General features: G+C 63.7%; 13 protein-coding genes. 3 read left to right on the top strand and 10 right to left on the bottom strand.

The features are described from left to right. From JHC57_RS09805 to JHC57_RS09840, 8 genes are all read right to left on the bottom strand, one after another. A partial coding sequence (locus JHC57_RS09805) for an ATP-binding cassette domain-containing protein (protein WP_294029816.1) occupies positions 1 to 445 on the bottom strand: 445 nt, incomplete at its 3' end. Positions 446 to 447: 2 nt separating this feature from the next. Beyond that, complete coding sequence (locus JHC57_RS09810; RefSeq protein ID WP_294029817.1) at positions 448 to 1,293, bottom strand: ABC transporter permease; 846 nt, start codon at positions 1,291 to 1,293, stop codon at positions 448 to 450. Continuing rightward, positions 1,293 to 2,198, bottom strand: coding sequence for an ABC transporter permease (locus JHC57_RS09815; protein WP_294029818.1), 906 nt, complete (start codon positions 2,196 to 2,198; stop codon positions 1,293 to 1,295). Before JHC57_RS09815 ends, JHC57_RS09810 begins: the two co-directional genes overlap by 1 nt. A gap of 26 nt (positions 2,199 to 2,224) precedes the next feature. Next, complete coding sequence (locus JHC57_RS09820; protein ID WP_294029819.1) at positions 2,225 to 3,331, bottom strand: spermidine/putrescine ABC transporter substrate-binding protein; 1,107 nt, start codon at positions 3,329 to 3,331, stop codon at positions 2,225 to 2,227. A 91-nt stretch (positions 3,332 to 3,422) separates the two neighbouring features. Continuing rightward, positions 3,423 to 4,814 (bottom strand): glutamine synthetase family protein, encoded by a 1,392-nt coding sequence (locus JHC57_RS09825; RefSeq protein ID WP_294029820.1) that lies wholly within the window; start codon positions 4,812 to 4,814, stop codon positions 3,423 to 3,425. 7 nt (positions 4,815 to 4,821) lie between these two features. Then, the gene (locus JHC57_RS09830) at positions 4,822 to 6,165 is read right to left on the bottom strand and encodes an aspartate aminotransferase family protein (RefSeq protein ID WP_294029821.1); all 1,344 of its coding nucleotides are present in this window, start codon (positions 6,163 to 6,165) and stop codon (positions 4,822 to 4,824) included. Further along, positions 6,162 to 7,427: an FAD-binding oxidoreductase gene (locus tag JHC57_RS09835; protein WP_294029822.1), complete on the bottom strand. Its 1,266-nt coding sequence runs from the start codon at positions 7,425 to 7,427 to the stop codon at positions 6,162 to 6,164. The genes JHC57_RS09830 and JHC57_RS09835 overlap by 4 nt, the downstream gene beginning before the upstream one ends. 14 nt (positions 7,428 to 7,441) lie before the next feature. Further along, positions 7,442 to 8,788 carry a glutamine synthetase family protein gene (locus JHC57_RS09840; RefSeq protein WP_294029823.1) on the bottom strand — a complete coding sequence of 449 codons (1,347 nt, stop codon included), beginning with the start codon at positions 8,786 to 8,788 and terminating at the stop codon, positions 7,442 to 7,444. Positions 8,789 to 8,951: 163 nt separating this feature from the next. On the opposite strand from JHC57_RS09840, the gene JHC57_RS09845 reads away from it, so the two are divergent. Further along, a complete protein-coding gene (locus tag JHC57_RS09845; RefSeq protein ID WP_294029824.1) occupies positions 8,952 to 10,268 on the top strand; it encodes an aspartate aminotransferase family protein in 1,317 nt (438 codons plus the stop codon). Here the strand turns inward: JHC57_RS09845 and JHC57_RS09850 are convergent. Then, on the bottom strand, positions 10,265 to 11,491 hold the full coding sequence (locus JHC57_RS09850) for an ATP-binding protein (protein ID WP_294029825.1): 1,227 nt from the start codon (positions 11,489 to 11,491) through the stop codon (positions 10,265 to 10,267). The two genes, JHC57_RS09845 and JHC57_RS09850, sit on opposite strands and share 4 nt — an antisense overlap. A 149-nt stretch (positions 11,492 to 11,640) precedes the next feature. Between JHC57_RS09850 and JHC57_RS09855 the strand changes: the two genes are divergently transcribed. After that, positions 11,641 to 12,054, top strand: a complete 414-nt coding sequence (locus tag JHC57_RS09855) for a hypothetical protein (protein ID WP_294029826.1) — start codon at positions 11,641 to 11,643, stop codon at positions 12,052 to 12,054. 57 nt (positions 12,055 to 12,111) lie between these two features. Beyond that, entirely contained in the window at positions 12,112 to 13,113 is a 1,002-nt protein-coding gene (locus tag JHC57_RS09860; RefSeq protein WP_294029827.1) for a fumarylacetoacetate hydrolase family protein, read from the top strand. Positions 13,114 to 13,173: 60 nt separating this feature from the next. On the opposite strand, the gene JHC57_RS09865 is transcribed toward JHC57_RS09860, so the two are convergent. Continuing rightward, entirely contained in the window at positions 13,174 to 14,220 is a 1,047-nt protein-coding gene (locus JHC57_RS09865; RefSeq protein WP_294029828.1) for a type II secretion system F family protein, read from the bottom strand. Positions 14,221 to 14,228 lie beyond the last annotated feature (8 nt).

Raw genomic sequence — 14,228 nt, forward strand, 5'->3', positions numbered from 1 at the left:
GCGCGACGCGCTGGCGCTGGCCGCCCGACATCTGGTCGGGCATGCGCGTCTCGAACCCGCCGAGCTTGACGAGTTCCAGCGCCTCGGCGACGCGATCCCTGGCCTCGCCACCCTTCACGCCCGCGATCTTCAGCCCATAGGCGACGTTGTCGGCGACGCTCATGTGCGGAAAGACGGCGTAGCTCTGGAACACCATGTTGACCGGGCGTTTGTTCGGCGGAATGCCCGCCATATCCTGCCCGTCGATCAGGATCTTGCCTTCGGTCGGCAGTTCGAAGCCGGCGATCATGCGCAGCAAGGTCGTCTTGCCGCACCCCGAAGGCCCCAGGAGCACGAAGAATTCGCCCGCGTTGATATCGAGGCTGACATTGTCGACCGCGGTCACCTTGCCGAAGCGTTTCGAGACATTCTGGATCCGGATGATCGGTGTGGCGGGCTCGGTCATGGTCAGTGGGTTTCCGCGATGGCTTTCACGCCCTGAAGCTTGAGCGCGACGAAGGTCAGGGCGACGGTGAGGGCGATGAGCAGGGTCGAGGCGGCGTTGACCTCTGGCGTCACCGAGAAACGGACCATCGAATAGACTTTCACCGGGAAGGTGATCGTGTCGGGGCCGCTGGTGAAATAGGTGATCACGAAATCGTCGAGGCTCAAGGTGAAGGACAGCAGCGCGCCGGCGACGAGCGCCGGCTTGATGTGCGGGATCAGCACGTCGCGGAACACCTGCCACTCGCTGGCCCCGAGATCCTTCGCCGCCTCCTCCTGCTCGCGGTTGAAGGTCGCGAGGCGCGAGCGCACGACCATCGTCACGAAGGGAAAGCAGAAGGTGATGTGCGCGATGACGATCGCACCGAGGTTGAAGGGCCAGACGAGGTCGGTCGGCCAATTGAGACCTTTCGTGAAGAACATCAGGAAGGCGACGCCGAGGCAGATTTCGGGAACGATGATCGGCAGCGAGATCGTGCCGTCGACCGCACCTTTCAGCGGAAAGCGGAAGCGCCACAGCATCACCGCCGCGACCGCGCCGAGCGCGAGGCTGACGATTGTCGCGAGCGCCGCGATCGTCAGAGAGTTGACGAGCGCCTCGACGAGCTGGTCGTTGCCCAGCGCCTTTTCATAATATTTCATGGTGAAGCCGCGCCACACGACGTTGCGCTTGCTGTCGTTGAAGCTGAAGATCACCAGCACGATCAGCGGCGCATAGAGGAAAACCATCACCGCGCCGACCCACAGGCGCATCCACAGGGTGCGGCTATATTCGAGCGGTGCGCGCGGTGTGCGGGCGAAGAGCGCCATCAGTGCACCTCCGGCACTTTGCGGCGCATCGATTGCAGCGCGATCAGGATGAACATCGCATAGATGAGCAGGAAGGACAGGGCGGCGCCGAAGGGCCAGTCATTCGCCTTCTTGAACTGGCGTTCGATGACGTTGGCGATCATCTGGCTGTCGGTCCCGCCCATCAGGTCGGGCGTGAGATAGGCGCCGAGTGCGGGGATCAGTGTGATCATCACGCCCGCGACGATCCCCGGTGCCGCGAGCGGCACGACGATCCGCATGATCGTACGGAAATGCCCGGCGCCAAGGTCGAGGCTGGCCTCGATCAGGCTGCGATCGAGGCGATCGAGCGCGGCGTAGAGCGGCAGCACCATGAAGGGCAGGTGGACATAGACAAGGCCCAGCACGACCGCGAAATTGTTGAAGAGAAGCTGCACCGGCTCCCATGTCGGGAGCGGCTGGAGCCCGACGAGGGTCTTTACCCAGCTCGTCCCCTCCCACAGCGCGCCGAGCCCCTTGTTGGCATAGCCTTGCGATCCGAGCAGGATCATCAGAGCATAGGTCCGGACGAGCAGATTGGTCCAGAAGGGCAGCATGATGCCGAGCAGCAGCCACGGCCGCCATTTTTCGCTGGCAAAGGTGATCGCCATCGCCACGGGAAAACCGACGATCAGGCAGATCAGCGTGACGAGCGCCGCGACCGCAAAGCTTTTGCCGAAGATGGTGAGGTAGAGCCACTCGGTGGCGCGCTTGTAATTGTCGAGCGTGCCCGAAATGTCGATTTCGGTCAGACCCCTGTTCTCACCGAAGCTGTAAAGCCAGACGATCGCCATGGGGACGACGAAGAAAGCGATGACCCAGAAGAGCGTGGGCAGCGATACCGCTGCGAAAACCCGCCTGTTCGTCTTCCAGTCCTGTTCGGCCATCCCCCGAAGCCCCCTTCGCCGGACCGTCAGGCGGCCCGCACGCGCGTGAAGGCCTCCTCGTAGAGCGGCTGCAACTCGGGATTGAAGCGTGCATATTCGCATTTCGCCAGCACGTCGGCCGGCGGGAAAATGACCGGATTATTCTTGTAGCTGTCGGGCATCAGCGCCTTTGCCGCGCTGTTCGGGGTCGGGAAGAGGATCGTCTCGGTGATCTTCTTGTCGACCTCCGCGTCGAGAATATAGTTGATGAACGCGTGCGCATTCTTCGGATGGGGTGCCCCCTTCGGGATGCAGAGATTGTCCGAATTGAGCTGGCTGCCTTCCTTGGGAACGATGAAGTCGATGTCCTTGTCCTCGACCATCGCCTGCGCAATGTCGCCGTTATACTCGAGCACGACGTCGCAATCGCCCTTCAGCAGAAGGTCCTGTCCGTCATCCTCGTGGAATTTTTTAACATTGGGCTTTTGCTTGATCATCATCTTTTCGATCGTCGTGATGTCGGCGGGGGTCAGCGCATTGACCGATTTGCCGAGATATTTGCCATAGAGGCGGAACATGTCGCCAGCCTCCGAAAGCCACGCGATACGGCCGGCATATTCGGTGCTGTCAAACAGGACCTTCCAGCTGTCGGGCGGCGACGACACTTTCGATTTGCGGTAGCCGATACCGAGCGCGAGCCATGTGTAGGGCATCGAATATTTGCGCTGGAGGTCATATTCGACGTTGATGTAGGCGGGATCGATATTCTTCTTGTTCGGAATCTGCGCATGATCGAGCGGCAGCAGCATGCCGGCCTTGCTCATGCGTTCGACGAAGTCGTTCGAGGGGACGATGACGTCGTACCCCGGGTTGCCGGCCTTGAACTTGGCGAACAGCACGTCGTTGCTGTCGAACAGGTCCATCGTGACGTCGACACCGGTCGCTTCCTTGAAATCGTCGAGCGTATTCTCGCCGATATAGGTGTCCCAGTTGTAGAAGTTGAGCTTGGCTTCCTCGCCGTTCGCGAGCTTCCTGCCTTCGCCCTTGCTACACGCGGCGAGACCGCCGAAGCTGATCCCGATGGCCGCGACCCCCATCGCTTGCAGCAGCGACCGGCGCCCCCGGGTTTGCTTGATCAGTTCCATCGGATCCATGTGCAGCCTCCCTGTTTGTGACGCCAAGCTGACTCAATAAGGGCGGCTTGAAAAGTGCTTTTTTGCGTCGCACCAAAAATCCTTGAAACATTCATGCGTTGCGCAGGTACCAGTCGTAATCAAGCGTCGGGACGACGCTGAAATAATTGTCCTGCTCGACGCGCTTCACGATGCTGAACATGTCGACGAAGCGGTCGCCGAGATAGTCGCGCATGAGCGCGGATGCATGGAAGCGGTCGACCGCGGCGAACCAGTTCGACGGCGGTTTGTCGTCGCCCGAATTGTCGCGGTCGTAGCCGTTGCCGACGACCGCCGTACCGGGGTCGGCCTTGGTCGTCATTCCATGGTGCATGCCCGCGAGCACGGCGGCGACGGCGAGATAGGGGTTGGCGTCAGCGCCGCACGCGCGATGTTCGACATGGCGGCTCGGCGGCGGGCCGGCGGGAATGCGAAACGAGACGGTGCGGTTGTTGACGCCCCAGGTCGGCGCGACGGGAGCGTAGCTGTTCGCCCTGAAGCGGCGATAGCTGTTCGCGTGCGGGGCGAAGAGCGCGAAGCCGTCGCCGACGCTGCCGATCATGCCGCCGATCGCGTGGCGGAGCGCGGGGGTACCTTCGGGGTCGTCGCTGGCGAAGATGTTCGCGCCCGTGTCGTCGTTGACCGAGACGTGGATGTGCATGCCGCTGCCCGCCTGATCGGCGAACGGCTTGGCCATGAAGGTCGCTTCGAGACCCTGCTGCTGTGCGATCGCCTTGACGAGCCTCTTGTACATGATCGCGTCGTCGCAGGCGCGCAGCGCGTCGGGCTTGTGGCGGAGGGTTAGCTCGAACTGACCGGGGGCGAATTCGGAGATGGCGCTTTCGAGCGGCAGGCCCTGCGCGTCGGTCGCGGCGTAGAGCGCGTCGAAGAAAGGACGGAAATCGTCGAGTTCGCGCAGGCCATAGACCTCGACATTGCGCGGGGTGTCGCGGCTGTAGTCGGGACGGGCGGGGCGGACGCGGCCGTCGCGCGCGCGGCGCGGGTCGACGAGATAGAATTCGAGTTCGACCGCGAGCACCGGGGTCAGACCGTCGGCGGTGAAGCGGTCGACGACACGGCCGAGGACATGGCGCGGGTCGAGGTCGTGGGGGGTGCCGTCGAGCTCGTAGAAATCGACGAGGAACTGCGCGGCATGATCGCCGCCCCATGGCGTGCGGACGAGCGTGCCGGGGATCGGCTTCATCGAGCGGTCGGCGTCGCCATCCTCCCAGACGAGTCCGGTTTCGACCGTGTCCTGCCCGGTGATGTCGACGACGGTGATCGAACCCGGGAACATGCGGCCGCTTTCATAAACGGCCATCACCTCATGCTGACGAAGGCGCTTTCCACGCGGCACGCCGCCGAAATCGGTGTAGATCATCTCGATCGAATCGACGTCGGGGTTCGCCTTGAAAAAGGCCTCGGCCTCCGACCGCGGCGCGATCACGCCCGATGACTTCGACATCGCCCCTCTACTCCTTCAACGCTCTTGTGCAGTCGGCGAAGGCGCCGACAAGCCGGTCGATCTGATCGTCCGACGTGACCGGGCTCACCAACATCATATTGTGGAACGGCGCCAGCAAAATCCCGCGATTGGCGAGGAAGAGGTGGATCGCCGCCTCGAGTTCCGGGTGCATGGCTGCCTTCGCCTCGCCGCCATTGCGGGGCGGGTTGGGGCAGGTCAGGAATTCCGCGCGCGCGCCGGCCTGCGTAACGTGCCAGTCGAGGCCGGCGTTGTCGATTTCGGCTTCGAGGCCGGCGACGAGCCGCGCGGCACCGCGCCGCATATGGTCATAGGCGGCGGGTGTGATGACGTCGGTCAGCATGGCATCCATCGCGGTGATTGCGAGGGCGTTGGCCGATAGCGTCGTTCCGATGCCGCTGTGCCCCGAAGGGCGAGATGCGTTGAGTGCCGCCATCCGTCCGGCAACCCCGGCCGAAAAGCCGTAGACCGCGCAGGGGACGCCACCACCGATCGACTTGCCGACCACCATCAGATCGGGCGTCGGGCCGTGGGTGACGCCATGGCCGCCATATCCCGACGAGATGGTGTGCGTTTCGTCGAAGACGAGCAGCGTCCCGGTCGCGTCGCATAGCTTGCGCAGCGTCTGGAGGAAGCCCGGCGCATCGCGCACCATGCCGACGTTGGTCATCACCGGTTCGGCGAGCACGCATGCGATATCGCCGCCACGAAGCGCAGCCGCCAGCGCTTCTTCGTCGTTGAATTCGATCACGGTCGTCGTGTCGCGAAGGTCGTGGACTTGGCCGATCAGACTCGCGCGCATTGCCGGCGTGCCGCCTGTCAGGTCCACGAACGCGTCGTCGACCGCGCCGTGATAGGCGCCGTTGAAGGTCAGTATCTTGCGCCTCCCGCTGATCCCTCTGCACCAGCGGATGATGGCACGATTGGCTTCGCTCGCGGTTGTGGTCACCTGCCATTGCGGCAGGCCGAACATCGCCGCGAGCCGTTCCGACAGCGCGGCGCCGCGTCCGGTCGGGAGCATATAGCTCAAACCTTCGCCGGCTTGTCTGGCGAGGGCGACAGCGAGGGCGGGGGGCGAGTGACCGAACAGGCTGGCGGTATCGCCGAGGCAGAAATCATCGTAGGTCTGGCCGTCGATGCTCGTGAGCGTTGCGTCGTTTGCCGATGCGGCGACGACCGGCACCGGGCTCGGCCAATCCTTCATCCAGTGGAAGGGAACCGACTGGAACCAGCCGGTCGCCGCCGCCTGATGCGTGAAGGCGCGCGGATTGACGGCACGGAAGCGATCGGCCTCGCGCGCAGCGACACGTGCGATGGCGCTGCCGGAAATCACCCGAGTTTGTCCTTCATCGCATAGTAGAAAAGGCCCAATGTCGCGAGCGGTCTGCGCAACCATTTGCCGCCGGGAAATGGTTTTGCCGGAAGGCTGGCGAGGATGTCGAAGCGCTCGGCGGTCCCCGCCATCGCCTCGGCGATCAGTTCGCCGGCGAGAGTCGTGACCAGTGCGCCGTGGCCCGAAAAGCCGTGCGCATAAAAGACATTGCCGTGGCGACCGATATGCGGCAGCCGGTTCATCGTCACCGCGACCGCGCCGCCCCAGCCAAAATCGATCCTCGCATCGGCAATTTGCGGAAAGACTTCAGCCATGAAGGGCCGAACGAAGGCGGCGATATCGCGCGGCGGCGTTTGCGAATAACGCTCGCCGCCACCGAAGATCAGCCGCTTGTCGGCCGAGAGACGGAAATAGTCGAGTACGAAACGGCTGTCGGCCACAGCGGCGTTGCTCGGGAGCAGCGAACCGGCATTCGCGAGCGGCGCGGTTGCGATATTATAGTTCATGATCGGCACGGTGTAGCGGCCGAGGTCGGGTTCGAGCTCGCCGATCCAGCTGTCGGTCGCGTCGATGAAATAGCGCGCCTCTATCGCTGACCGGTCAAGAAACAGTCGACTACCGTTGCCGTCCAGTATCCGGTTTGCACGCTGCCCCTGAAGAATCCGGACACCGGCCGCTTCGGCGGCTTTCGCCAAACCGATCGCGTAGTTGAGCGGATGAAAATGACCACCCTGCGGGTCGTGGATGCCGCCATGATAAAGCGGGCTTGCGATGTGGGCGGCCATTCCGGCCTTTGCGATCACGTCGGTTTCATAGCCGTGGCGTTTGCCCAGATAGTCGGCTTCGCGCCGCATCGTATCGAAATCTTTAGGTGTCCACGCGGCTTCCAGATGTCCTGCCTTGAGGTCGCAGTCGATGCCATGTTTGGCGATCCGGTTCTTTACGCGGTTGTCGCGCCAGCAAAGATCGAACAGCGCATCGGCGCGTTCGCGACCGAATTCGGCCTCGAGTTCGGAAGCCGGCCAGCGAAGGCCCGGGATCAACTGCCCGCCGTTACGTCCCGATGCGCCGAAGCCGACCCTTTCCGCTTCGACCAGAATTACCGAAAAGCCCCTCTCGGCACAGGCAAGGGCGGCCGACAGACCGGTAAAGCCGCCGCCGATCACAGCGACGTCGCAGACATACGCGCCCACCATGTCGGTATCCGCGAGCCAATCGTGCGCGGTGGCGGCATAATAGCTGTTGTTCAGCGGATCAGTCATGGCCCGGCGGCGGGTCAGACCCGCATCAGCAGATGTTCGCGCTCCCAGCTCGACACCACCGACTGATAGTTGAACAGCTCGTGATCCTTCACCGCGAAGAAGATTTCGAAGAAATCGTCGCCGAGCAGGTTGCGGACCTTCTTGCACGAGGCGAAGCGGTCGAGCGCCGCCTCGAGCGTGCGCGGCAGGGTGCGCGCACGGTTATACGCGCTGCCGATGATCGGCTTGGGCGGCACCATGCGGTCGACCATGCCGATATAGCCGCAGACGAGCGACGCGGCGATCGCCAGATACGGGTTGGAATCGGCGCCGGGCAGGCGGTTTTCGACGCGCCGGTTGTTCTTGTCCGACACCGGAACGCGAAAGCCGCACGACCGGTTGTCAACGCCCCACTGGACGTTGATCGGTGCCGCGCTGTCGGGGCGCATACGGCGGAAGCTGTTCACATTCGGCGCCCACATCGGCGAGATTTGCGGCATGAAGCGAATGAGGCCGGCGACATAGGAGCGGAAGGCCGCGCTGTCGCGGCCGTTGGCGGTCGAGAACAGGTTTCGGCCCGTCGTGGCGTCGACGACGGACTGGTGAATATGCATCGCGCTGCCCGGCTGGCCCGCCATCGGGTTCGCCATGAAGGTCGCGTAGACATCGTGTTGTTTGGCGACGTTACGCACGACGCGCTTGAACAGGAACACCTCGTCGGCGAGCCGCAGCGGATCGCCATGCTCGAAATTCACCTCGAGCTGCGCGGCGCCCATTTCGTGGATCATCGTGTCGATATCGAGCCCCATCAGCTCGCAATCGTCATAGATGTGGTCGATGATATCCTCATATTCGTTCATCGCCTCGAGCCCGTAGGGCTGGCTCGCGCTCTCGCTGCGCCCCGACTGGCCGACGGGCGGGGCGAGCGGGAAATCGGGATCGGCATTCTGCGAGACGAGATAGAATTCGACCTCGGGTGCGATGATGGGCTTCCAGCCCTTCTCCTCATAGAGATTGAGCACCTTCTTGAGGATCGTCCGCGGCGCGATATCGACCTCGGTCCCGTCGCCGTTGAAGGCGTCGGCGATCACGAAGGCGGTCGGCGAGGTGAAGCCGGGCGCGACACAGATCGTTTCAGGGTCGGCGATCAGATATTTGTCGGGATCCTTGTCCCAGATATCGTCGATATCCTCGGGATAATGGCCATCGATCGTGCAGATGAAGACACTGCCGGGGATACGGAGCGACTTGTCCTTTACCGAAGAGAGGAATTTCCGGGCCGGCAATACCTTGCCGCGCTGAACCCCGTTGATGTCGGGAACGATACATTCGACTTCGTCGATTTTATGGTCGCTGATCCATTGTTCCAGATTGACTGACATGCGCCCCCGATTGGGCCGAGGAGTCGGCCCGTTGTGGAGAGGGGAGCGTATCGCAAGCTTGAGCCAAGCGCCAGAGGGGGCCGTTAACGGCCATTTTCGGCATTGCCAGCGGCGAGACGGCCCGTCAGATTGCGAAGGGAGCAGCGAAGGGAGATCGGCGGTTATGAAAGGTGACAACGACCAGCTGGCCAGCTTCTGGATGCCATTCACCGCCAACCGTTCGTACAAGGCGCATCCGCGGCAGCTCGTCTCGGCGAACGGCATGTATTATCAGTCGGGTGACGGGCGGCAGGTTCTCGACGGCACGTCGGGTCTCTGGTGCAGCAACGCCGGCCATTGCCGTCCCGAGATCACCGAGGCGATTGCGAAGGCCGCGGCCACGCTCGATTTCGCGCCGACCTTCCAGCTCGGTCACCCGCTGCCGTTCGAGCTGGCGCAGCGCCTCGCGGCGCTCATGCCCGAGGGGCTCGACCGCATCTTCTTCACCAACAGCGGATCGGAGTCGGTTGATACGGCGCTCAAGATCGCGCTCAATATACAGCGTGCGAAGGGCCAGGGCACGCGGACGCGGCTGATCGGGCGCGAGCGCGGCTATCATGGCACCGGCTTCGGCGGGATCAGCGTCGGGGGGCTCGTCAACAATCGCCGCGCCTTTGGCGGCGGGCTACCCGGCGTCGATCACCTCCGGCACACGCACGATACCGAACGCAATGCCTTCGCACGCGGCTTCCCGCAGCATGGCGCCGAACTGGCCGACGACCTCCAGCGCCTCGTCGATCTGCACGGTGCGGAGACGATCGCGGCGGTCATAGTCGAACCGATGGCGGGCTCGACGGGCGTACTCATTCCGCCCGTCGGCTATCTGCAGCGGCTGCGCGGGATTTGCGACCGGTACGGGATCATCCTGATTTTCGACGAGGTTATAACGGCCTTTGGCCGCGTCGGCGCGGCGACAGCATCGGAAGCCTGGGGCGTGACGCCCGACATCGTCACGATGGCGAAAGGGCTCACCAACGCGGCGGTGCCGATGGGCGCGGTCGCGGTGAAGCGAGAGTTCCACGACGCGGTGATCGAGAGCGTGCCGGGAGGGATCGAGCTGTTTCACGGCTACACCTATTCGGGACATCCGCTTGCAAGCGCAGCGGGGCTTGCGACGCTCGACCTTTACGCCCGCGACGGGCTGTTCGACCGGGCAAATGCGCTGGCGGGCTATTGGGAAGAGACCGCGCACGCCCTCAAGGGCCGGCGCCACATCGTCGACATCCGCACGATCGGGCTGGTCGCGGGCATCGAACTCGAGCCGCGTCCCGGCGCACCGACCGCGCGTGCGATGGAACTGTTTCATGCCTGCTTCGACAATGGCCTGCTCGTCCGCGCGACGGGCGACATCATTGCGCTGTCCCCGCCGCTGATCGTCGAGAAAAGCCAGATAGACGAAATGTTCGGAAAGATCGCCGATCTGCTCGATGCGATCGATTAGCCTGCAAGCGGAAAAGTCACCGAAACCTTCGTGCCCTTGCCGAGCTCGCTTTCGATATCGAGCTGCCCCTGGTGACGCTCGCTGATATGCTTGACGATCGCGAGGCCAAGCCCGGTTCCGCCGACCGAGCGGCTGCGGGCTTCATCGACGCGATAGAAGCGTTCGGTCAGGCGCGGCAGATGGTCGGGCGCGATACCGTCGCCCTCGTCGCTGACCGACAGGCGAACGCGCCGGCCTTCACGCGCCAGTTCGACCGTTACGGGCGTCCCCGCGCGGCCATATTTCATCGCGTTCGAGATGATATTGTGCGCGAGCTGGCCGAGCTGTGCCTCGTCGCCCAGTATCGGCTGCTTTTCGTCGCCAAGCTTCGCGACAATATCGATCGGCCGCGCGGCTTCACTGTCCTTTAGCTGCGCGATCGTGCCGCGGACGATCGCGGTGAAATCGACGGGCGTCGTCGGGCGGCGAAAGCGGTCGGCCTCGACCCGCGAAATCGAAAGCAGATCGATCACCAGTTGCTGCATCCGCCCCGCTTCGCGCTCGATGATCGCGAGGAAGCGGCTGCGGGTCGGGGCGTCGGTGTCGCCGTTCATGTCCTGCAGCGTCTCGACATAGCCAAGGATCGCAGCCAGCGGCGTGCGCAGTTCATGGCTTGCATTGGCGACGAAATCCGAGCGCATGCGGTCGGCGGCGTCGATCGCCGAATGATCCGAAAGGACGATGATCCGCTGCCCGCCCGACAGGACGGCGATCCGCATGGTCCAGCGTTGGCCGGGCCGGGGAAAATCGACGAGGTTGATCGTTTCGAGCGGGCCGTCGTCGTTGATGCGCGAAAGCCATTCGGCGGCTGCGGGATGGCGAATCGCCGTCCGGATGTCGGCGCCGACGATATGGCGCCCGAGCAGCCGGATCGCCGCGTCGTTGGCGATCGTGACGATATTGTCGGCAACGCCGAGAAGCGGGTCCTTCTCCTGATCGACCAGCCGCGCGAAGTCGGGATGACGGAGCAAGGATACCGGCTGCGGCGCCTCGGCGGATGGCGCGGAACCTTGCGCATCGGGCAGGGAGGCGGGAAGCGCGCCGTAAACTGTCCCGGCGGCGATGAAACCCGCGATCAGCATCATCGCGATCGACAGCGGGTCGCCGCCCGCCAGCGCGGCAAAGATCGCCACGATAGCGACCAGCGTCAGGGCGATGACGAGGCTGGACAGACGATCGAACATGCGCCGTCGGCGTCGCACGAAGCGAGGGATTCGCGCAAGCGGCTTTGCGCGTGTTAAGGCTTTGACCTGGCATGTCCCAAAGCGGGAAGGCACGTGTGACGACCGGTGTTTTGCTTTTCCTTGAAGCATCATTGCGTTATGCGCCGGCCATGGAAAACAGCGACATTCCCACCGGGCAAGCCGACGAAACGGGCGAAGCCGTTCCGTCCCGCCGCAGGATGCTGGCGCTCGGTGCGGCCGGCGTCTCGGCCGCAATGACGATCCGCCCCGCCTTTGCGCAGACCGCGGTCTCGGTCATGAACTGCCAGATTCCCGTGCCGGGCCCGACGGAGGCCGGCAAATATATCGACGCCGCGGGAAAACTGGTGCCCCCGGGGACCAAGGGCGCGTTTCCCGGATCGGTTCGTCCGTTCACGGGCGAGGAAGTGAAGCGCGCTTTTCGTGGCCAGTCGCTGCCCGGCACGACCTACAACCAGTCGCAAGCCTATCTTCAGTATATCCGGCGCTTGCAGGCAGGGCAGAGCGGCTTTACCTGTTTCGCATCGATTACGATGTCGCGCTGATGATCGCTCCCGCTGGCGATGACGGTTTCAGCCGCATCGTCAGACAAGGGAGTTTTCGTGAAACTAGCTTCGTTGAAGAGTGGCCGTGACGGCCGTCTGGTCGTCGTTTCGGACGATCTCGCCTGGTATGCCGACGCTGCACAGATCGCGCCGACGATGCAGGCGGCGCTCGACAATTGGGCCTATGCCGCGCCGCGGCTCTCCGCGCTCGCCGAAGACCTGAATCACGACGCCATTCCGAAAGAACGTTTCCACGAGCGCGACGCGGCCTCGCCGTTGCCGCGCGCCTATCAATGGGCCGACGGCAGCGCCTATGTGAACCATGTCGCGCTGGTCCGGCAGGCACGCGGTGCCGAAATGCCCGACAGCTTCTGGCACGATCCGCTGATGTACCAGGGCGGCAGCGACGCGTTTCTGGCTCCCCGCGATCCGATCCCGCTCGGCGATCCCGCCTGGGGGTGCGACATGGAGGCGGAAGTGGTCGTGGTGACGGGCGACGTGTCCGCAGGGATCGACCCGATCGCGGCGCGCGACAGGATCCTGCTCGTCGGGCTGACCAACGACGTTTCCCTGCGCGGTCTGATCCCCGCGGAACTCGCCAAGGGTTTCGGCTTTTTCCAGTCGAAGCCATCGAGCGCGATGTCGCCGGTGTTCGTGACTCCCGAAGCGCTCGGCGATCGCTGGAAGGACGGCAAGCTGCACGGCACGTTGTCGGTCGACCTCAACGGCGAGCCGCTGGGCCGCGCCGATGCCGGAGTCGACATGACCTTCGATTTCGGCGCGCTGATCGCGCACGCCGCGAAGACGCGTGACCTGGGCGCGGGCACGATCATCGGGTCTGGCACCGTGTCGAACCGCGATGCCGACGGTGGCCCCGGCAAGCCGATCAGCGAGGGCGGGCTGGGCTATAGCTGCCTTGCCGAAGTGCGGACCGTCGAGACGATCCAGCAAGGCGAACCGAAGACCTCGTTCATGCAAAAGGGCGACACGGTCCGGATCTGGATGGACGACGAGCGCCACCACAGCATTTTCGGCGCGATCGAACAGAGCATCGGCTGACAGAAAAAGAGGGCGGAACTGCTCCCGCCCTCTTTTCGATCAGGAGTTGGCGATCCGGCGTCAGCCCTTGCCACCGAAGCTGCCGCCGGACATCGCGTCGCTGAGCGAACATGCCGCCGGGCCCAGAATGACGATGAACAGCACCGGCAGGATGAACAGGATGAGCGGCACCGTCATGATCGCCGGTAGGCGTGCGGCCTTTTCCTCGGCGCGCATCATGCGCTCGTTGCGGAACTCGGCGGAGAGCACGCGAAGCGCGCTGGCGAGCGGGGTGCCATATTTCTCGGTCTGGATCATGGTGGTCACCACGCCCTTCACCGATTCCAGATTCACGCGATAGGCGAAATTCTCGAAAGCCTGCCGGCGCTCCGTCAGGAAGCCGAGTTCGATCGAGGTCAGAGCAAACTCTTCGCCGAGTTCGGGATAGGCGCGGCCCAGTTCCTTGGATACGCGGGCAAAGGCGGAGTCGACCGTCAGACCGGCTTCGGCGCAGATGACAAGCAGATCGAGGGCATCGGGAAGGCCCTTGCGGATCGCGTCGGTGCGCTTCTGCCGCATATTGTCGACAAAAAGGTCGGGTGCCTTGTAGCCGAGGAGCAGGGCGCCCATCGTGAAGCCCGAACGCTTGAACGACGTCAGGTCGGGCCACATGTCGACCCAGTAGATCAGAAAGATGGCGAGACCGCCGAAAACGATCGGCAGGACCATGCGTCCGAAAATAACCGCAACCGCAAGATCCTTCGACCGGATACCCGCCTGCGCCAGCTTTTGCTGGACTTCCTTCACCTGGCTTTCCTGCAGGACCTGCAGCCGTCCGAGGAAGCTCCGCATCTTGTCGGCGGTCTGGTTCTTGCGGACCAGCCGCGCGCGGCGTTTCGCCGTCGAAGCGGTAATGCCCGCCTTCAACTGCTCGCGACGATCATTCAGCGCCTTGACGCGCTTGGTCATCGGATTGCGGACCGTCATTGTATTGTAGATCGCGAACAGCACGGCGAAAACGCCGACGGCCGCGAGCAGGGTGCCGACCCAGATGACGTCGATGCCGAGCAGCGTCGGTCCCTGCGGAGCGCCGGTAAAAGCCGAAGAAAGAAGGAGGCTGCTGTTCACTGTCTATG

Source organism: Sphingopyxis sp. (assembly GCF_016463645.1).
Taxonomy (GTDB): Bacteria; Pseudomonadota; Alphaproteobacteria; order Sphingomonadales; family Sphingomonadaceae; genus Sphingopyxis.

Bases quoted from the DNA above. Each gene is read 5' to 3' on its own strand.
- JHC57_RS09810 (WP_294029817.1), bottom strand. From the start codon at position 1,293: ATGGCGCTCTTCGCCCGCACACCGCGCGCACCGCTCGAATATAGCCGC.
- JHC57_RS09815 (WP_294029818.1), bottom strand. From the start codon at position 2,198: ATGGCCGAACAGGACTGGAAGACGAACAGGCGGGTTTTCGCAGCGGTA.
- JHC57_RS09820 (WP_294029819.1), bottom strand. From the start codon at position 3,331: ATGGATCCGATGGAACTGATCAAGCAAACCCGGGGGCGCCGGTCGCTG.
- JHC57_RS09825 (WP_294029820.1), bottom strand. From the start codon at position 4,814: ATGTCGAAGTCATCGGGCGTGATCGCGCCGCGGTCGGAGGCCGAGGCC.
- JHC57_RS09835 (WP_294029822.1), bottom strand. From the start codon at position 7,427: ATGACTGATCCGCTGAACAACAGCTATTATGCCGCCACCGCGCACGAT.
- JHC57_RS09840 (WP_294029823.1), bottom strand. From the start codon at position 8,788: ATGTCAGTCAATCTGGAACAATGGATCAGCGACCATAAAATCGACGAA.
- JHC57_RS09845 (WP_294029824.1), top strand. From the start codon at position 8,952: ATGAAAGGTGACAACGACCAGCTGGCCAGCTTCTGGATGCCATTCACC.
- JHC57_RS09850 (WP_294029825.1), bottom strand. From the start codon at position 11,491: ATGTTCGATCGTCTGTCCAGCCTCGTCATCGCCCTGACGCTGGTCGCT.
- JHC57_RS09855 (WP_294029826.1), top strand. From the start codon at position 11,641: ATGGAAAACAGCGACATTCCCACCGGGCAAGCCGACGAAACGGGCGAA.